This is a genomic window from Tenacibaculum skagerrakense (assembly GCF_004345825.1).
In the GTDB taxonomy this organism is placed as follows: Bacteria; Bacteroidota; Bacteroidia; order Flavobacteriales; family Flavobacteriaceae; genus Polaribacter; species Polaribacter skagerrakensis.
The window spans coordinates 209345-228650 of the sequence record NZ_SLXM01000005.1 but is presented as its reverse complement, the minus strand read 5'-3'; the positions used below and the strand labels follow the sequence as shown (position 1 = coordinate 228650).

The 19306-nt window shown below is 30.5% G+C and carries 17 protein-coding genes; 3 read left to right on the top strand and 14 right to left on the bottom strand.

The window, feature by feature from the left end; translation table 11 throughout:
* The first annotated feature begins 50 nt into the window (after positions 1–50).
* Together EV195_RS10050 and EV195_RS10045 are read left to right on the top strand one after the other, a co-directional pair.
* On the top strand, positions 51–500 hold the full coding sequence (locus EV195_RS10050; protein ID WP_132794818.1) for a Fur family transcriptional regulator: 450 nt from the start codon (positions 51–53) through the stop codon (positions 498–500).
* A 31-nt stretch (positions 501–531) separates the two neighbouring features.
* A complete protein-coding gene (locus EV195_RS10045) occupies positions 532–1803 on the top strand; it encodes an adenylosuccinate synthase (protein ID WP_132794817.1) in 1272 nt (423 codons plus the stop codon).
* Positions 1804–1861: 58 nt separating this feature from the next.
* On the opposite strand, the gene EV195_RS10040 is transcribed toward EV195_RS10045, so the two are convergent.
* The 13 genes from EV195_RS10040 to EV195_RS10000 all read right to left on the bottom strand — a co-directional run bounded on the left by EV195_RS10040 (position 1862) and on the right by EV195_RS10000 (position 17507).
* Positions 1862–3304, bottom strand: a complete 1443-nt coding sequence (locus EV195_RS10040) for a pyridoxal phosphate-dependent decarboxylase family protein (RefSeq protein WP_132794816.1) — start codon at positions 3302–3304, stop codon at positions 1862–1864.
* 125 nt (positions 3305–3429) lie between these two features.
* Positions 3430–4655 (bottom strand): IS3 family transposase gene (locus EV195_RS10035; protein WP_132794815.1). Its coding sequence is split into 2 segments (ribosomal slippage): positions 3430–4298 and positions 4298–4655, totalling 1227 coding nucleotides; the frame shifts between segments, so codons are not numbered across the junction.
* A gap of 114 nt (positions 4656–4769) precedes the next feature.
* Complete coding sequence (locus EV195_RS10030) at positions 4770–7004, bottom strand: peptidase domain-containing ABC transporter (protein ID WP_132794814.1); 2235 nt, start codon at positions 7002–7004, stop codon at positions 4770–4772.
* Complete coding sequence (locus EV195_RS10025; RefSeq protein ID WP_132794813.1) at positions 7001–10105, bottom strand: lantibiotic dehydratase; 3105 nt, start codon at positions 10103–10105, stop codon at positions 7001–7003. Before EV195_RS10025 ends, EV195_RS10030 begins: the two co-directional genes overlap by 4 nt.
* Positions 10106–10112: 7 nt before the next feature.
* On the bottom strand, positions 10113–11066 hold the full coding sequence (locus EV195_RS10020; protein WP_132794812.1) for an LLM class flavin-dependent oxidoreductase: 954 nt from the start codon (positions 11064–11066) through the stop codon (positions 10113–10115).
* A 12-nt stretch (positions 11067–11078) separates the two neighbouring features.
* Positions 11079–12260, bottom strand: a complete 1182-nt coding sequence (locus EV195_RS10015; RefSeq protein ID WP_132794811.1) for a lanthionine synthetase LanC family protein — start codon at positions 12258–12260, stop codon at positions 11079–11081.
* Complete coding sequence (locus EV195_RS10010) at positions 12254–13399, bottom strand: lanthionine synthetase LanC family protein (protein WP_165915713.1); 1146 nt, start codon at positions 13397–13399, stop codon at positions 12254–12256. Before EV195_RS10010 ends, EV195_RS10015 begins: the two co-directional genes overlap by 7 nt.
* Positions 13400–13431: 32 nt before the next feature.
* On the bottom strand, positions 13432–13581 hold the full coding sequence (locus tag EV195_RS16695; RefSeq protein WP_165915712.1) for a class I lanthipeptide: 150 nt from the start codon (positions 13579–13581) through the stop codon (positions 13432–13434).
* Between the two features lie 68 nt (positions 13582–13649).
* The gene (locus EV195_RS16690; protein ID WP_165915711.1) at positions 13650–13808 is read right to left on the bottom strand and encodes a class I lanthipeptide; all 159 of its coding nucleotides are present in this window, start codon (positions 13806–13808) and stop codon (positions 13650–13652) included.
* Between the two features lie 98 nt (positions 13809–13906).
* Positions 13907–14065, bottom strand: a complete 159-nt coding sequence (locus EV195_RS16685; protein ID WP_165915710.1) for a class I lanthipeptide — start codon at positions 14063–14065, stop codon at positions 13907–13909.
* Between the two features lie 99 nt (positions 14066–14164).
* Positions 14165–14320 carry a class I lanthipeptide gene (locus tag EV195_RS16680; protein WP_165915709.1) on the bottom strand — a complete coding sequence of 52 codons (156 nt, stop codon included), beginning with the start codon at positions 14318–14320 and terminating at the stop codon, positions 14165–14167.
* Between the two features lie 93 nt (positions 14321–14413).
* Positions 14414–16816, bottom strand: a complete 2403-nt coding sequence (locus EV195_RS10005; protein WP_132794809.1) for an outer membrane beta-barrel family protein — start codon at positions 16814–16816, stop codon at positions 14414–14416.
* Positions 16817–16859: 43 nt separating this feature from the next.
* Complete coding sequence (locus EV195_RS10000; RefSeq protein WP_132794808.1) at positions 16860–17507, bottom strand: hypothetical protein; 648 nt, start codon at positions 17505–17507, stop codon at positions 16860–16862.
* A 168-nt stretch (positions 17508–17675) separates the two neighbouring features.
* Between EV195_RS10000 and EV195_RS09995 the strand changes: the two genes are divergently transcribed.
* Positions 17676–18437 (top strand): response regulator transcription factor, encoded by a 762-nt coding sequence (locus EV195_RS09995; RefSeq protein ID WP_132794807.1) that lies wholly within the window; start codon positions 17676–17678, stop codon positions 18435–18437.
* On the opposite strand, the gene EV195_RS09990 is transcribed toward EV195_RS09995, so the two are convergent.
* On the bottom strand, positions 18434–19189 hold the full coding sequence (locus EV195_RS09990) for a HesA/MoeB/ThiF family protein (RefSeq protein ID WP_132794806.1): 756 nt from the start codon (positions 19187–19189) through the stop codon (positions 18434–18436). The two genes, EV195_RS09995 and EV195_RS09990, sit on opposite strands and share 4 nt — an antisense overlap.
* Positions 19190–19306: the final 117 nt, after the last annotated feature.

Genomic DNA, 19306 nt, shown 5'->3' with positions numbered 1-19306 from the left:
TTTTATTCATAAATAAACGTAAATTTGCTTTTTGGTAAATTTCAACCTATATGAGCAATCCAGCTGAAAATCAAGAAATCGTAAAAAAAGTATTTACTACTTTTCTAGAAGAAAATAAGCACCGTAAAACTCCTGAACGATATGCTATTTTACAAGAAATTTACGATGCTGACGAGCATTTTGATATTGAATCTTTATATATCAAAATGAAAAATAAAAACTATCGTGTTAGTAGAGCAACCTTATACAACACTATGGACTTGTTATTAGAGTGTGGATTGGTTCGTAAGCATCAGTTTGATGGTCAATCAATGGCTCGTTATGAAAAGAGTTATTTTGATAAAAATCACGACCATGTAATTCTTACAGACTCAGGTGAAGTAAAAGAATTTTGCGATCCAAGAATTCAAATTATCAAAAAAACCATTGAGGATGTGTTCGATATAGACATCCACAACCATTCGCTTTATTTCTACGGAACAAAAAGAAACTCAAAATAAACTTTAAACACACATAACAACACACTAAATAATGGCGGTAGATTTATTACTCGGCTTGCAATGGGGAGATGAAGGAAAAGGAAAAATTGTTGATGTTCTAACTCAGAACTATGATATTATTGCTCGCTTTCAAGGTGGACCTAATGCTGGTCACACTTTAGTATTTGATGGAAACAAATACGTTTTACACACAATTCCTTCTGGAATTTTTCATAAAACAGCATTAAATGTTGTAGGAAATGGTGTGGTAATTGATCCAGTAATTTTCAAAAAAGAATTAGAAAATTTAGATCAACATAATATCAATTACACCGATAAATTACTAATTTCTAGAAAAGCGCATTTAATTTTACCTACACACCGTTTGTTAGATGCAGCTTCTGAAACTTCAAAAGGTAAAGCAAAAATTGGTTCTACTTTAAAAGGAATTGGCCCAACTTATATGGACAAGACTGGTAGAAATGGTATGCGCGTTGGAGATTTAGAATTAGATGATTGGAAAGAAAAATACAAAGCGCTTACTGAAAAACACATTAAAATGTTAGACTTCTTTGAAGTTGATATTCAATATGATTTAGATGAATTAGAAGCTGAATTTTGTAGAGGAATTGACAAATTAAAGACTTTGCAGTTTATTGATTCTGAAGCGTTTTTAAACGGAGCTATAAAAGAAGGTAAAACAATTCTAGCAGAAGGAGCTCAAGGTTCTTTACTTGATATTGATTTTGGAACGTATCCTTTTGTAACTTCAAGTAATACAACTGCTGCTGGTGCATGTACAGGTTTAGGAATTGCTCCAAATAGAATTAAAGATGTATTTGGAATTTTTAAAGCTTACACTACAAGAGTTGGTTCTGGACCTTTCCCTACCGAATTATTTGACGAAGTTGGAGAAACTATGGGAAGAGTTGGACATGAATTTGGAGCAACTACTGGTCGTCCTCGTCGTTGTGGATGGTTAGATTTAGTTGCGTTAAAATATGCAGTACAAGTTAACGGTGTTACACAATTAATGATGATGAAAGGAGATGTTTTATCTGGCTTTGATACATTAAAAGTATGTACTGCTTATATATATAAAGGAGAAACGATTCAGCATTTACCTTATAACATTGAACCTGAAAATGTAGAGCCTATTTATACTGAATTTAAAGGTTGGGCTGCGGATTTAACTGGAATGACTGAAAAAGACACTTTACCAGAAAACTTAGTAAATTATATTAAGTTTATCGAGCAAGAAACTGAAGTTCCTGTAAGTATTGTTTCGGTTGGTCCTGATAGAAAACAGACAATAATGATGTAAATCATTAATTATAATACATAAAAAAAACCTGCTAATTAGCAGGTTTTTTTTATGTCATTTATGTAGTTTTTAAACTATTCAATATTTCTTTTCCGTATTGTTCACAATTCGTTAAGGTATCAAAAACATCTTCAAAAGTTGTTTTAGGATTGATTAAACACATTCGTAAAACTATTTGTTTGTTCAATATTGTAGTTACAAAAACAGCTTCTCTTGTTTCCATAACTCGTTGAGAAATCTTTTGATTAAGTTCATCAATAACTTTCTCTTCCAAATTTTCATTGATTGGATGATACCTAAAATTGATGACTGCCAATGTTGCAGGAGAAACTACTTCCCAAACTTTACTATTTCTCAAATGCTCTTCAACCTTCTCTGTTAATTCAATATTATAAGTAACGGCATCTCTAAAAGCTGCTAATCCATAAGTTTGTATGGATGTATAAAACTTTAATGCTCTTAATCTTCTTGTTAATTGTACACCGTAATCATAAAAGTTGATTTCGGATTCGTTTCCTTCAACATCTCTTAAATACTCAGGTTTCTCACTAAACGTACCACTTAACCAAGAAGCATCTTTAACTAATAAACATCCTATTTCATAAGGTTGAAAAAACCATTTATGAGGATCTACAGTTAAAGAATCAGCTCGTTCTATACCACGTAACATTCGCTGTCCTTTTTTTGCTAAAATTGCAGCTCCACCATAAGCTCCATCAACATGTAACCATATGTTTTCATCTTCACAGATATCTGCAATTTCATGAAGAGGGTCTACAGTACCAGTATTAGTAGTTCCTGCATTGGCAATAAAACAGAATGGTTGTAAACCTTCTAACTTATCTTTAGCAATAGCGTTTTTAAGCTTATTAATCCCAATCCTAAACTCAAAATCAGTAGGAATAATTCTAATTTGTTCCTTTTTAAATCCTAAAATACGGATGGCTTTAATATTAGAGGAATGCGCCTGATCTGATAAATAAATAACTGCTTTAGAAAAATCATCGCCACATTTAATTCTTCTAGCTGTAACTAAAGCAGTTAAGTTTGCCATTGAACCTCCGCTTGTAAAAATTCCACCTCCCTGTTTTATCGGGAAGTTAAACATTTTCAACAGCCAATTAATCGTAACAATTTCTAACTCTGCCGCAGCAGAAGAAACCAACCAACCTCCAGAAAAAATATTAAATCCTGTAGCTAATGTATCAGCCATTGTACTAATAAAGTTACTTGGACCTGGTACAAAAGAATAGAATTTTGGATGCATAGTGTACGTACTGTTTGGCAGTACATTTTCCACAATAAAATCTAAAACCTTATTGGCTTCTGTTGGTTGTTCTGGAGCTGCTTCCAAAAAAATTTTATCAAGATCATCACGGGTTTTTGGCTCAGCAAAAGGTTTCTTAGTTTGAATACTGTTCCAATGCTCTGCGATTAAATCAACAATTTTATATCCATAAGACTTCATGTCTTCTAGAGACATATCGAAGTGATTTTTCATAAATAACGTATTTGTTACAAAATTACCCTCTTTTTAAAAATCAAAAAACTTAATCATCATTAATTTGGCAGAAAAAAGCATTTTGAGTCGTCCTAAAATAGGTTGACAGTTTAAAAAAATAATATTTAAACCAGAGAAGGTAGCTTCTCTGGTTTTTTGTTGTGTATAAAATTAGGAGTTTTCATATTCAAACTCAAGTGAGGTCTTAAATTATTATAAACATTTATTGATTGTTTTATAAGTTTTTCCAGTTCCTTTCTTGTATTACATTTATACATTAAAAATTCATGTTTCAAAATTCCATTGATTCTTTCTGCTATAGCATTTTGATAACAGTCATATCCATCTGTCATTGATGCTTTTATTCCTTGTTCTTCAAGCTTACTTTGATATACTGTTGAACAGTATTGTAGTCCTCTATCAGAATGATGAATCATTGGTCCAGATGTAATTCTATTTTTAATGGCCATAGTTAACGCTTTAACTACATTTTCTGCACTCATATCATCGCTTAAATGATATCCCATAATTTTTCTACTAAAAGCATCGGTTACCAAAGATAAATAATGGGTTCGTTCTCTACTTTTAATATAGGTGATATCGCTGACAAAGTATTGTTCTGGGTGCATTGCCTTAGCATCTTTAATCAGATTCGGATGTTTGCGTAACCAATGTTTAGAGTTAGTAGTTTTGGTATAATTCTTTTTAGGTTTGATCAACATAGATTCTGAACGCAAGTAATCAAATAGGGCATCTCTACCTATTTTTATCCCTCGACCATTAAACTCATCCTTTAACAAATAATACAACTTACGGGTACCTATTCTAGGCATTTGCATACGTATTTGGACAATTAAAGGTTTGATTTTAGAACGTTCTGCTCTTCGAGCTTCCTCACGCTTAATACTTTGATAGAATCCTTGTCTTGATATCTCAAACAATCGACAACAACGAGATAAACTTATGCTTTGTTCTTGTCTGATGCGTTGGATTGTTGAGATAAATACTTTTTTCTAATAGAAGTCCCATATTGACTATCGGAGATATCAATCATGGTATTAAGAATCTGATTCTTTAACTTTTGATCTTCTAATTCGCGTTCTAATCGCTTAATCTTTTGCGCAGGTGTTTCTTTGGATTTTGATTTCATTAGTAAGGCAGGTTTGCTCCAGTCTAAGATACCATGTTTTCTCAGCCAAACCAAAACAGTACTCCTCCCTTGAATACCATACTTCTTCTGAGCTTGTTTATAAGTTAACTCGCCTTTTTCTACTTGGGAAACTACAGCTAATTTAAAGCCTAAATTGTAATCACGCTGGGTACGCTTTTTCTTGTCTACATTGTTATCCATAAAATAAGTCAAATTTGTGTCAACTTATTTCAGGACGAGACATTTACAATAAAAAAAGCGAGACTTTCGTCCCGCCCTCTTTTTCAATTTCAGAATTTTTACCAGCTACTATCTTTAATTACCTAATTCTAATTGATTTTTGACTAAATGAAAATAATCGGCCTTATTTTCTACTAATTTTTTATGATTACCATATTCCACAATTTCTCCATTCTTCAGTACAATAATCTGATCTGCATTTTTTACTGTTGACAATCGGTGTGCAATTACCACCGCAGTTCTATCTTTAAAGAACTCTTGTAAATTATCGTGAATTATTTTCTCGTTTTCAGCATCTAAAGCACTCGTTGCCTCATCAAAGAAAATGTAATGTGGATTTTTATAAACCGCTCTTGCAATTAAAATACGTTGTTTTTGTCCGCCCGAAATACCATTCCCTGAAGCTCCAATTTTTGTTTTTAGCTTTAATGGTAGCGACATAATATACTCTTCAATATTTGCGATTCTTACTGCTTTAATTAATTTATCATAATCAATCACCTCATCTCCTGTGGCTATATTTCGCTCTATAGTATCCGAAAAAATATATCCGTCTTGCATAACTACCCCACAATTTTCTCTAATACTTTTTGGTGACAAACTCAAAATATCATCATAATTGTAATGAATACTTCCTAAAGTAGGATCATAAAAACGAAGTAATAATTTTAGCAAAGTCGTTTTACCGCTTCCGCTCGCTCCTACGATTGCTGTAACTTTACCTTCTGGTATCAGCATGTTTATATCTTTGAGAATGAATTGCGATTTTGGGCCTTCATATTGAAAAGAAACATTTTTTAAACGAATCCCTTTTTCAATTCCGTTATTTACAAAGATGTTTTCACTTATTTCAAGTGTTTTTAATGGTTGCTCCTCTCCTTCTTCATTTACATACATCGTTTCTTCTTCCGGATGATTTTGAACTTCATTTAATCGTTCTAAACTCAGTTTAGCATCTTGTAACGATCTGAAAAAATCTACCAGTTGATTAACAGGAGAATTCATTTGTCCTATGATGTAGGAAATACTTAATAACTCACCAATAGTCATTTGACCTTTTACAACATACGTTGCCGCTAAAAAAGTGACTAAAATATTTTTTAACTGGTTTAAAAACTCATAACCAGAAACCTGAACTTGATCTATTTTAAGGATTCTTAAGTTGGTTTTAAATAACTTATTCTGAATTTTTACCCAGGCTTTTCGTTTGAATTCCTCAAACTGATTCAACTTCATTTCAGAAACTCCATTAATAATTTCTAAAATTGAATCTTGATTTTCTGCACGTTGTTGAAATTTAAAGTAATCTAACATGCGTCTCTTTTTCAGAAAGTAATACGACCAACTAATTGAGAAAACCGTTAAAGCTAAGTACACCGCTAAAATTGTAAAATCATAATACCAAAGCACTCCAAAGAATACAGAAAATGTCATGATTGAAAATACGGTAACTAAACTCTGTGAAGTTAAAAACTCTTCAATACGCTCATTATCGTTAATTCGCTGATTAAAATCTCCTACCATTTTAGAATCAAAGAATTTAATGGGTAGTTGAAGAGTTTTCTTTAAAAAATCTGAGATAATATTAATACTCAGTTTTGTACCTACATAAAGTGTAAGTGAATTTCGTATAATTTGAATGGTTATTGCACCTAAAAACAGTCCTAATTGCGCCAACAATATTAGCGTTATCATATTCATATCTCCAACTGTAACACCTTTGTCTATAAGATTTTGGGTTAAAAATGGAAACACTAAGGTTACTAAACTTCCTAAAAGAAGCATACTAAACATAAAAGCCACCTGCTTTTTAAAAGGCTTTAAATAGTTTAATAAATATGAAATCGTTAATTTTTGGGTTTTTGGAGGTTCCATTTCCTCAAACTTTTCGGTTGGAGAAAGAAACAATACAATCCCTTTGTCTTCTTGAGAACACCATGACTTTTTAAATTCCTCTTCAGAAAGTGTTATTAAACCATGTGAAGGATCTGCTACTTTGAATCGTTTTTTGCCCGTAAATACATTCTTCTTTACATCATAAAGTACTACAAAATGGTTTTTGTTCCAATGAAGAACACACGGTAAGGTTCCTTCTTCCAATAAAACCTCTATTGATAGCAAGCTCGGATACGTTTCGAAGCCTATTTTTTCTGCAGCATCAGAAATACTCATCAAACTAACTCCTTCTTTAGAAATATGAGAGATATCTCTTAAATATTGTAAAGGATATTCTTTTCCGTACATTTTTGTGATCATTGCTATACAAGCAGGACCACAGTCCATTTGATCGTGTTGCGGTATAAATTTCATAGTGTAGCGTGGTTTTGTTTAACAAACTTCTTTCTTCCTAACATCATCTTATAATACTTAGACAATACTCCGTATAACACTAATTCGTGCATTCTTGGATTGGTATTTGAAAATCGATTTACATGCATATGAATATAACTGCTGATGTTTGATCTCATTTGAGGAATCAAATTCGATTTTGAGTTGCCTAAAGCATTAAAAAAGCTTTGATTGTGGTTTGTTATTAGGTTATTTATTTCGGTTAACTGGGTTTCGAATAATTGCCAAATAGCATCTTTATGCGTTCTAAATTTGGCTTCTATCTGCTTTTTTAAATGTTTATCTCCATTAAATTCTTGTAAAAAGGCTTCATATAAATCGTTTATATGCGTTAATTTTTCATCGAGTGTAAAACCAAAAAGCTGATATAAATTATCAATTGTTTTTAATATTGGAATCCATGACAATTCGCTGTTAACATCTCTGGTTAGATGCTGAAGCTGTAAGATTAACTCACTATCACAATGGAATAATGATTCTGAAGGAATTATTAATGAGTTACCATAACGCTCTAATTCGCGATTATAAGTTGATAATTCTACTTTCCAAACCGCATGGTTTTCTACATAAGTATGTAATGTCTCATTTACACTCTGTACAACTTGGTTATAAAATGAAGTATCTGTAAGTAAAAAACGTAATCGAATATGAAAATCTGGATCTCTAAATCTTATAAAATGCCACTTTTTTATGAAGCCTTTTGCCTTTAAATCTTCAATTAATGGTACTACCGCAGTTGATAAAATACTATTCGCCGTTTTGTTTCCTGTATATATTTTAAAATACGTCCACTCATCACCTGGAATAAATGTTCTTTGCTCCGATACTTCAGTAAAATTATAACGTTTAGCCTTGTTAAATTCTTTGAAAAACGGAATGATGTATTCGGTGTTATAACTATTTTTAGTTGCATCAATAGTATCAACTAAAAGCTCTTCCAATACTAAATACTTGTTCTTTTTTATAGCTTCTTGAAGGTAAGAATACATGAAATCATTCTCTAAATCAATCCATAAAGTATGATCTTGCTGTTCTCTTACACACACATATCTTGGAACTTTGTGCTTGTGTAAAAAGTCTTTCAATGCTGTAATATTCAATTGATTTTTATCAAAACAGTCTTTTAATTCTTCCGAAGAAAAAAACCATTTAGCCGGAGAAAGAATTATATTTCCATGTGAAATTCTTGGACGTGATTTGAATACTTTATAATTTACACTACCTAAGTTTAAACCTAATGCAGAGGAACAATCTTGCATTTGAAGCTCGCTTAAAAACTGATATACTGGTAATGAATTGTATTGAAAATTATGAGCGGTTGTATTTACTATTTTTAGTTGCTTATTTAACTTTTTACTTCTTAAAACAACTTTATTGTTTTTAATACTTATAAAAATATCATCTAGAGCTATTTGTTGTTTTGAACTGTTTCCTTTTGTTAAAAAAGATATTTCATAATCTCTATGTACATTTCTTAATAAAATGTTTCCCGATCTATTATCTGGAACATGTAATAACTCTACTAAAATTTCATTTTCGTCTTTTGCTTCTAGTGCATTTGCCTCTGTAAACAATTCATTAAGTGAAGCATCTAAACTTGAAAATCTGCCAATTAAATTTAAAGCTCCTGTTCCACCAGCTACTTCAATAGAAATAGCATCTTCAAACTTGTTAATCATTGTATAAAATGATTGTGACAATACCGATGTGTTTTCAGGAAAATCAGATAAATCAATTTCAGCTAAATCTATAGTCTCTAACTTATTCTTTTGTGCTTTTAAAAACTGGTTTGTCCAAAACTTATGAATCTTTTGATGGTATTTTATAGTAGTTTGAGAAGATTCCTCGTTTGTAATCGAGATATCATCAATAAGCGAAGAAAAGTTACTAGCATCTGAATGATCTTGAATATATCCTACACCCAATTCATTATCTAAAGCTATTAATAAAGGAACTTCTTTATCCTCATAACGCTTATAAAAGGCTGTTTTAAATTCGTTTAGATTTGAATTTTCATTTTTTGAAGAGAACCTAGATAATGCATAAATTGCCTTTTTAATACTAGACATCTCATTAGAAGTTAAATCGTACTGCTTTTGAGGTAAATTGTTTCTTAAATTTGAATTGATAAAATATTTTTTATCAAAACTGATTTGAAATTCCTTCGCTATTTCAAAAATCTCTTCATAGAAACTAATTGAGTTTCCAACTACTATGGTATCTAAAACTGATAGTTTTTCTTTTAATTGAAGAAGTAAATTGTATTGATTTATAACCTCATTATTTTCAGTTTTAGTAACAATATTAGTTTCAAAATAATCTACTAATTGATTTAAGGGGGAAACACCATTTATAGTTATATCTAAATCGCTAACCAATATTTGAGAATCAATTAAAGAATGTAGATATGATACTACCTCTTCCTTTGAGATTTCATCAATAGCATATAGTAACAGCTCTGTTAATTCTTCAAAAGTTTGTGCTTCTTTTTTAACTATACCATAAATAAGCTCTAATACTTCATCCGCTTCTACTTCAATTAACGTGTAAGCTCTCTTGTTTTGTTGTAATTTAAATTCTGCATAGCGATAATGCTCTCCTACTTTATACATTGAAGAATTGCTACTAAACTTCACACAGTTTCGAATAGTTTTGTTCTGATTGAGTTTATACAATAAAGCATATAAAAACTCTAAATCTATACCACTAAAGCGTTTTAAAGAGGAGCTCTCATTATCTTGTTTATGAAGAATCTCACTATAACCTGAAAACAATCCAAAAGGCGTACAACGAGTTGCGGATCTTATATAATACTTAATAATTGATGAAATAATTTTGTCTTGTTTTGCTTCAGGAAAATCATTTTCACAAACCATTCTACTCCATTCGTAAAACAAATCTGGAGATGCTAAAAAAATAGATTCTTTGAAAACCTCATCATTAAACAACTCCTTCACAAATACACATGCATCATTTGAGTCTGATGGTATTTCTGTAAAACGATTAACAGGTTGAGAAGGTGTTCTTAAAATAAAACGATTGATGTGATTGAAGTTTTCCATGATAATCTTAGTAAACTGGAGTTAGCATTTGAAATTTTTCAGCAATAGCGTGAAGATTTTTAAGTTTTTCTTTATGAGTTCCTGCCACATCATAAAAAACGAATTCATCTAAACCATACTCCTCATTGTAATGCTGTACAATTTCTTGTAATCTATTAGTTGTAACAGGTTCTATAATAAATGCCTCCGCTGAAATACTACGTGCATAAGCTGTCATTTCATTAACTTTTGTTTCCGCTTCTTCCATAGTATCTGCCATATAAAACGCCAATGAAATCACTATTTTTGGGTATATTCCATGCGCTTCAAAATATTCAGATTTAAAAGCATTTATTTGTTCCTTATCAAATTCTTTTGACTGACCAAAATTGTGGAATAGAGATACACAATAATTCGTTTTGTATTTAATAGCCTCTTTGTAACTATTGAAAGTTGTAGATAAATACCAAAGTGCTGGTTTTGTGCCTTTGTATGGTGGTATTAAAATTTGGTTATTAGCTAAGTTATCATCTTCATTTTCAAGTAAATCAGAAATGACTTCTAAATTGTTGTTGAAAATTTCTCGATTCGTTTTTCTTGTCAATTCTGGATGTGCTAATTGAGCTATTTTTTCACTATCTGGTAATCCTTTAGACAAACCTAAATCGATTCTATTAGGATATAAGTTTGCTAGTAATTTATAGTTACACGTAACTGTATATGGAGAATATAATGATAAAGAAACTCCTGCTGATCCTACTTTAATTTGATCTGTCATTCCAGCTAGTATGGGCAACAAAATATCTTGATTTGTATATGGATGATTTTTAACATGCGCATAATGATGTTCTGCAAGCCAAAACTTATCAAATCCAGCCGAATCTGCTTCAACAGCATATTCAATCATCTGCTCTACTATTTCTATACTTGTAGCGTCGTCTCTTTGACCTAAATCGATTAATCCTATTTTAATATTTTCCATTGTAGTACGTTTTTAGTTGATTAAAAAAGCTTCTTTCCAGCCTTGTGGAAATTCTTTTTGATAAGAATATAATGTTAGTAATGCACCTAATTTGCCGTAGTATAATGACATGTCTCTCTCTGTAAGATTGTGAAGCATATCTTCTTTTAGATACGTAATAGTGCGTTGAATCCAGTAATTATAAGCTTTGCTATATTTTTCATCTTTTGAAAAATTATATAACTCGCCAAACAATTGCGCAATACCAGAAGAACCATGACAGAAATGATGGTTTTGAACTCCAGTTACATTCATTTCTTTTCTTTTTACGAGATGGTTTCCAATCTCGTTTATGATTTTTTGATATTGAGTAGTGTGATTAACACTATCTAATTTAGATAACAGAAACACCCAGCTTAAATCGCTATTACACCAAGCTAATCGGTTGTTTTGATGCTCTATTAACTTGCCATTATCTATGTATACTTTATGTGGTTTGTAGATATGAATTCCATCAACCACATATTTTTTATCGATGTGCTTCATAATTTTTGAAACACATAAATCAATAACGATATCATACAACTCATTTGCTCCAAAAGTGTTTTTAGCGTCCAATAGAAGTTTTATGGTTGATAAATATCCATGAGGAAATCCGAAGTTGATATCGCTTATATATGGATCGTCAGATTGTGTGCTAAAAAGCAATACCGACTCTTTTGATTTTTGTAATAATTGATTGACTAATTGATCGAATAAATCTTGGTTTTTAATCTTTAGCAAAAAGATAAGCACACCTATAGAACCGTGTAAAAAATCATAATTATTTTGATCTAATTTCTTCGATGCATATTCAAAGGCAATCTGACTTAAGATTGGGATTTGTTCTGCATATTCTTCATCCAAAAGATCATTAGCAATTAATTCAGAAATAACAAAACCAAGTCCTGAGATTCCGTCAGCAAAAGAAGAATCGTTTAAAAGACTGTTTTGATCAGGATTTTGAATGGTATTAAACACATCCATAAGAATGTCTGTAATTTTATCAAAGTAAATTGCCTTTTGAGTATCTAGATACACATACATTAAGTAATAAAGCACCCCTAGCTTACCTTGAACAAAACCATAAGGTAAATCTTGTGTTGGATAGGATATAATTTTTGAATTATATTCTTTGATAATAGCATCTATTGACATTTTTTCTTGTGTTACCATTTTCTGAAATTTAAAAAGTTGAGATATTCGTTTTTTATATCCAATTCTTTACTTAACAATGTTAATCCTATACCTAATATCCCTTGAGATATTCCTAATTGAGCAAACTCATAAACACCATTGTAATAGGTATTAAATCCTGCCCAAACTGTATCGTTATTTCCTTTTTCAAATATGTTTTTATACCAATAATTTTTAGCTGATTCAAAATGTTTATTCGTTGTTAATCGATACATCATATCAAAAAAAGAATAAAGCCCAGATGCACCGTAAATCATATTTGCATCTCTTATATATTTTTCTTTTTCATCGGTATATTTTGCTGCATTTTCTAGAATTTCTATACCAATACTGCTCCAATATTTATTATTAAATAGTTGTCCTGCTTTATAAAATGTAAAACCAATACCTAAATCACCATACGATAAATTATGGTAATTCAGAAAGTCGTTATTTGTAGTTTGAGGAAACCAACAAGTACGATTTTTATCTTGCTGTTTTTCAAGAAAAAATAATCCTTTAGTAATTAAAGTAAGGGTCTCTTCTCTTTCAACATCGTTAACATAACAATCCATTAAAAAAGAAACAATACCAGAAACTCCATGATTAAAACCTAATTCTACATACGAAGTTTCAGAAGACCTTAAGTCAAAATACCAGTATGCTTCCGTATCGCTTTCAACTACTTTTTCTTGAACCAATTGAAATACTTGATGTAACTTTTCTTTACAATTTTTTTGAGAATATAAATAGTATTGTAAAGGAGCAAAAACACCTTTAACTCCATCTAAATCACCTTCAGCTAATCTTGAATGAAATATTTCTTCAATTAACTCTTCAAGATCATTAATAATAAATTCTACTTCATCTGATAATACGTTGTTCTTAACTAAAAAACTTAGATAGATTGCTGCTTCAATAATATCATTTTGAGGAGAAATACTTGAATACTCATTAGTTAACATTTCTAATGCTTCTTCAATCAAACTTATCGTTAATTCTAACCATTTCTCTTCTTGTGTATACAAGTAGTTATAATAGTAGAATAATGATTTCCCTAAAATTCCATTACTAATTCCAATACCATTTAATTCGGTATTTTCTTGCAAACAATCGTGTATTTTTTCTAGTGTTTTCAATTTACTATGAATGAAGTAGAATTTTTATTTAGTTACTCTTCAACACCGCCATTACATGTTAAATACAAGCACGACAATGGTTTTCCTTTAGCACCTTTTACAGCACTTAATTGTTCATCTTGAAGTTTTAGCAAAGCTTCTTTCTGAATTTGTAGTTTGTTGTTTAGTTTAATTTTTTTCATTTTTTAAATTTTTTAAAGAGAAGGATAAGGAAAAAAATCACCCAGCCTTATCCTTACTCTCAAGAAGATTAAGCTTCTATCTTATCTTCTTTTTTTCCATTACAAGATTCGAATAAACAAGATAAAGCTGCTTGACCTCCTTTTACGTCATGCATTTGATCTTCTTGTAATTTTGTTACTGCGTCTTTGTTAATCTGTAATCCTTTAGTTAATTTAATTTTCTTCATTTTATTAAAATTTAAGTATGAATGTTATTTTTAGAAAAAAGGGTAAAGAATGAAATAGTATAATGGGTGTTCTTTACCCTAATAAATCAGATAGTGTACTAAGCCTCTATCTTATCTTCTGTACTTCCGTTACAAGATTTCCATAAACAAGATAAACCTGCTTTACCACCTTTTACATCTTGCATTTGATCTTCTTGTAATTTTGCTACTGCGTCTTTGTTGATCTGTAATCCTTTAGTTAATTTAATTTTCTTCATTTTATTAAAATTTAAGTGTGAATATTATTTTTAGAAAAAAGGGTAAAGAATGAAATAGTATAATGGGTTAATCTTTACCCTTAAAAATTAGATCTGCTATTAAGCTTCTAACTTTTCTTCTTTACCGTTACAAGACTTCCATAAGCATGATAAAGCTGCTTGACCTCCTTTTACGTCTTGCATTTGATCTTCTTGTAATTTTGTTACTGCGTCTTTGTTAATCTGTAATCCCTTAGTTAATTTAATTTTCTTCATTTTATTAAAATTTAATTTATTGATTATGAGTTTTTTATTTATAGTCCTAAACTCTTTTCAGACTATGTTTGCAAACAATATTTTTATATTTTATTAATTCTTAGTTCTATCTTTTTCATCTTGATTTCCGAACTTCTTACGCTTAACTCGTATCTTTTTATTACCGAATTTGTAGAGCAATGAAATTCTAAAGCTTTGGGTATCGAAATAGTTTCTAAAAGCCACATTTACATTGTTAGTTTCTCCTTCTACTCGTACTCTTTGTCCTCTAAAAACATCATAAGCATTCAGTCCTAACTGTAAGTCTTTGTTCAGGAAAAAGAATTTTAAGCTCAAGTCTAAATTTGAAGTTGAAGACGTTCTGTAGATGTCATAGACTCCAGGAAATGCATACCAGAAATTAGCACTAGCCATTACTGTTTTTTCGCTGTTCAAAACAAAACTGTTATTAGTAGCTAAGTAGGTATTCCATCCTTTTTCTCCAGCATTTGTAAAATCTACTAACGATGTTGCATCACTATAATGGATGTCTAAAATGTTTACACTTTCCCACCACTTCCACTTTGTAAATGTGTATGATTCTGTTAATCCTATTTTGGTAGTTTCGTAATAATTTTGCGGGGAAATTTCTTGAATATTAGTATTAGGATCTACTTGTGCTAACTGTTGAAAACCATCGGTTACTTTAGAAAAGTATAGTGAGCTTACTAACTTTTGCTTATGGATATGTGTTAATGATAAATTGTCTGAAAATGATGGTTGTAAAAACGGATTTCCTCTAACTATTGTAAACGGATTTTGAACATTTTCAAATGGATTTAAAAATTCAAATGATGGTCTTGTTATTCGTTTATTATAATCTAAAGAGAAGATGTTATTTTGCCCAGCTATATAGTTGATGTTTATTGTCGGAAACAATCGCATATAATCATTAATATTGACTTCATTTAAAGTTTCCGAATTCCCTTCTGTTGTAGTATTTTCAAAACGTAGGCCTCCTTTGAACATCCATTGCTGGCTTAACATTTTCTCTAAAGAAAAATATAAGGCTTGTGTATTTTCTTTGTATGTAAATTTGTCTGACCTACTATTGTCTTGAACAGGATTACCGCTTGTTAAATCGAAAAAAGCAATTGCATTATTAGTTTCAGTAAAAGATAGTTTACCTCCATAGCTTAAATTGGCCCATTTTAATGGTGATTCTATGTCTAATCGTATAGAATAATTATCAATACCTTGATCTCCTATATTATTACCAATGTCTAAAGAACCTGGTGTTACCGTTCCGTTATCTTCACTGAAAGTAGTGTAAGTTCTGTCTTGATCATTTGTGTAGTTGAAATAGTCTAGATTAACTTCAACTTTTGAAATACTATCTAATTTAAACTCTGTATGAAGATTTAAGGAATGTGAAGGCGTTTCCTCTAAATTATTCGAGTTAGTTCTAATAGTTCTGAGTAAATCATTAGTTTGACTATCGAATACATTTACCCTATCATTCGGATTTAATGTTCTAAATCTTCCATAACTTGCTAAATACTGCGCTCCAATTAAAAAGCTTTCTGAAATATCATAATCTAAAGACAGTCTTGCGCTTAACGAAGGCTCACTAAAATACCTTCTAGGATAAACTCCATCCCAAGTTTCATTTTGGAAATAAAACTGGTTTGTATCTGTAATTAACTTTGAGCCATTGGTATAAAACAAGTTAGAAGATAATGAAAGAGCATTTTTTTGGTAATTGAAGTTTCCACTTAAACTTCCTTTTCCATAGGTAGCTTGTGTATACACTCCACGAATTCTACTAATCCAAGAGTTCTTTCTTCCTTTTTTGTAAATAATATTAATTAAACCACTATTTCCTTCTGCTTCATACTTTGCTGGTGGATTGGTAATTACCTCTATACTTTTAATATCATCCGCAGAAATTGAACTTAAGTAGTTTGAAACTTCTTGTTGTGGAATTTGTAAAATTCGTCCGTTAACTAAAATTCTTAGATTGTCTTTTCCTATCATAAATAGTTCATCATTCTGAACTTTTATCCCAGGTGTAACTCGTAAGGCATCTAGCATATCTCCTCCTGTTGAAGATAAAGACTGACTTACATTAAATACTAATCGATCACTTTTTCTGGTTATCAATCGCTTTCTAGCTTCAACAACTACTTCATCTAACTTATTACTAAGTTCTTTTAAAACTATATCTCCTAAGTTTGGTGTAGATTGTATAGTTGTGGTTGATATCGTTTTCTTTTCGAAGCCTAAAAAACTTATGGTTATGTAAAATTCATCTAACGAATTGATTTTTAACGAAAAAGTTCCGTCTTCATCTGTTATTATACCTCCAATAATTTTGTCATCTGCAGATTTATGAGCTACAACGTTGGCAAAGCTTATTGGCTCTTTGTTAGAGTCTGTAACTTTTCCTTCTATTGTTTGTGCATAAGTAATTTTAAAACATAGTAATACTAATACTATAAACTGTACTATCTTCATGGTATATAAGTTCTTGGGTGATATTTAGATTCAGGGGATGTTTTTATGCAGATTTTTTTGGAGCCATATCGTATTGACGAGGATTGATTTCTCTTGTGTTTAGCAATTTTTTATTCTTGTTGTAAAAATCTATAAGACCTTCATAGGTAAAACAAACTGGAATTGTTTCTGATCCTAAGTAATTTATTGACTCTCCTATAACTGTAGCTTTAATTCCCATAGCTGTCATTATTCTCAACAACTTGCTATCGCACTCTGCAAAAGCTACAGAGTTTTTACTCTTACATATTGGAGCAATAGCCTGCACCATTAATTTCTTAAACAGATTGATGTTTCTAACATCTTTTTTTATAGCAAAACGACCTATATGCCAAACTGATTTTAATACCGTATTCCCTATAACATCTAAAGGATTTATACCGAAAATTTTCTCAAGAGGCAATTCATCTTTATAGTTCCACTTTAAAACTCTAATAGTTCCTAAAATGTCTCCATAAACATTTCTAGAAATGAAAACCTGAGAATTATCTAAATAATTAATTTCTTCATTATATAAAGCTTCAATGCTTTCATAATAAGTAATTGGCAAGCTTCCATTAGAATGATGTTTGTAGTTCTCTAAAACAACGAATTCAGCTAAACTCATTATTTTGTTTCTTTCTTGATTGATAAAATTATTTTCTAGTAGCATGGTTGATGATTTTTATACTTCCAAAGCTACCTAGTAATCAAAGCCTTAGTGTTACACAAAAGTGTAGTCCTTTGTTTTTCAGGGGAAAACTACCCTTTTGAGTAGTTTTTAATTGTTTTATCCAGAAGTTTGTTTAAATTTGATTGTCACCCGAAATTTAAAAGCTGAATGGATAAGAATGTGAATGATTTCTTTTCCCTTAAAAATAGTATAAATGCTATTTCTGAGGAGGATATAAATCAAACTAAAAACTATCTGGCTCCAATTAGAGCGTTTGCCAGAACTACTTACAAGAGCATATATATTATAGACTATGAAAAAAAAGGATTTGAATATGTTTCAGAGAATCCTTTGTTTCTATCTGGACATACACCAGAAGAAGTTAAAGAAATGGGCTATGCTTTTTATTTTAAATATGTTATTGAAGAAGATTTAGATCTACTACTAAAAATTAATACCATAGGGTTTGATTTTTATGATACACTTCCTATTGAAGAACGGTTAGATTATACAATCTCATATGATTTTCACCTTAAAAACAAAGAAGAAAAGAAGATTTTGATCAATCAAAAACTTACACCTTTGTTCTTAACTAGAACTGGAAAATTATGGAAAGCTATCTGTATCATCTCACTTTCTAATGAACAAAAATCTGGTAATATAAAAGTATATAAGAAAGGAGAAAATAAAATTCTCAAATATAATCTTGAAGATGATTATTGGAAAGAAGAAGAAAAAATTAGTCTTACAACTAGAGAAAAAGAGGTGTTACGATATTCTGTTAGAGGATTTACTATAAACGACATCGCAAAATCAATCTATGTTTCACCTGATACCGTTAAGTTTCATAGAAAAAAGCTTTTTGAAAAATTAGAAGTAGCCAATATATCAGAAGCAATTGTATATGCAACAAATAACAAACTTATTTAATTCATATAAATAGAAGAAAAGTAAAATTCTGGGAATTTTTTAATTTGCTTTTCGGTTGCTACATTATACATTACATGTACACACATGCTGGCAACTATCCAAGAACCAATTGATAATTGAGGAGGAGAAAGTTTTTCCTCTTCATTTAAATATTGTTCTAATACATTATCTATCCAAACTTGAGGCTCTCTCCAAAATTTCAAATAATTAGTTATATACTTTACCATTTGAATTTCATTGAACTTTTCATTAGGTTTAGCAATAGATTCTAATGTTAATCCATCTGGAGTAATAACAGCTACTACTCCACCCCAGCCTAAGTTGTATGGATGTAATACGGTTATATTATTTTTCTGACAAAGTTTATCAAACTGTAATGGTATATCTGTTGTAAAATCTAAAGCATTTATAGCTATGTCATAATTTTTAATGAATGCTTCTACATTATCAACACTTAAAAACTCATTATGAACTTTAATACTTGCCTCTGGATTAATAGCTTGTAACCTTTCTTGTATAGCTATTACTTTATCTTTGGATATATCGTCAACAGTATAATTCTGTCGGTTTAGATTAGACAACTCTACTTGATCCCCATCTACAATCGTAATATTTTCAAAACCTAAACGTAAAGCACATTCAGCAATTACGCTTCCTATTCCAGAGCCTCCCAATAAAATTGGAATATCTTTTATTTTCTGTTGTTCTTCTGGGGATAAATAAATTCTATTTCTAATGTATCTAGGTTCCATCAAAAAGTTTTACTCAAAGATAACTACATAGTAAAGTATTATTACTATACAAAAGGGTAGTTTATAATTTGATTATAATCTTTTTCATGTTATTTTAAGAAAATGGCATAGTCTTTT

Bases quoted from the DNA above. Each gene is read 5' to 3' on its own strand.
- EV195_RS09995 (WP_132794807.1), top strand. From the start codon at position 17,676: ATGGATAAGAATGTGAATGATTTCTTTTCCCTTAAAAATAGTATAAAT.
- EV195_RS10030 (WP_132794814.1), bottom strand. From the start codon at position 7,004: ATGAAATTTATACCGCAACACGATCAAATGGACTGTGGTCCTGCTTGT.
- EV195_RS10025 (WP_132794813.1), bottom strand. From the start codon at position 10,105: ATGGAAAACTTCAATCACATCAATCGTTTTATTTTAAGAACACCTTCT.
- EV195_RS10015 (WP_132794811.1), bottom strand. From the start codon at position 12,260: ATGGTAACACAAGAAAAAATGTCAATAGATGCTATTATCAAAGAATAT.
- EV195_RS10045 (WP_132794817.1), top strand. From the start codon at position 532: ATGGCGGTAGATTTATTACTCGGCTTGCAATGGGGAGATGAAGGAAAA.
- EV195_RS09990 (WP_132794806.1), bottom strand. From the start codon at position 19,189: ATGGAACCTAGATACATTAGAAATAGAATTTATTTATCCCCAGAAGAA.
- EV195_RS16695 (WP_165915712.1), bottom strand. From the start codon at position 13,581: ATGAAAAAAATTAAACTAAACAACAAACTACAAATTCAGAAAGAAGCT.
- EV195_RS16690 (WP_165915711.1), bottom strand. From the start codon at position 13,808: ATGAAGAAAATTAAATTAACTAAAGGATTACAGATTAACAAAGACGCA.
- EV195_RS10000 (WP_132794808.1), bottom strand. From the start codon at position 17,507: ATGCTACTAGAAAATAATTTTATCAATCAAGAAAGAAACAAAATAATG.
- EV195_RS16680 (WP_165915709.1), bottom strand. From the start codon at position 14,320: ATGAAGAAAATTAAATTAACTAAGGGATTACAGATTAACAAAGACGCA.
- EV195_RS10050 (WP_132794818.1), top strand. From the start codon at position 51: ATGAGCAATCCAGCTGAAAATCAAGAAATCGTAAAAAAAGTATTTACT.
- EV195_RS10020 (WP_132794812.1), bottom strand. From the start codon at position 11,066: ATGGAAAATATTAAAATAGGATTAATCGATTTAGGTCAAAGAGACGAC.
- EV195_RS10005 (WP_132794809.1), bottom strand. From the start codon at position 16,816: ATGAAGATAGTACAGTTTATAGTATTAGTATTACTATGTTTTAAAATT.
- EV195_RS10040 (WP_132794816.1), bottom strand. From the start codon at position 3,304: ATGAAAAATCACTTCGATATGTCTCTAGAAGACATGAAGTCTTATGGA.
- EV195_RS16685 (WP_165915710.1), bottom strand. From the start codon at position 14,065: ATGAAGAAAATTAAATTAACTAAAGGATTACAGATCAACAAAGACGCA.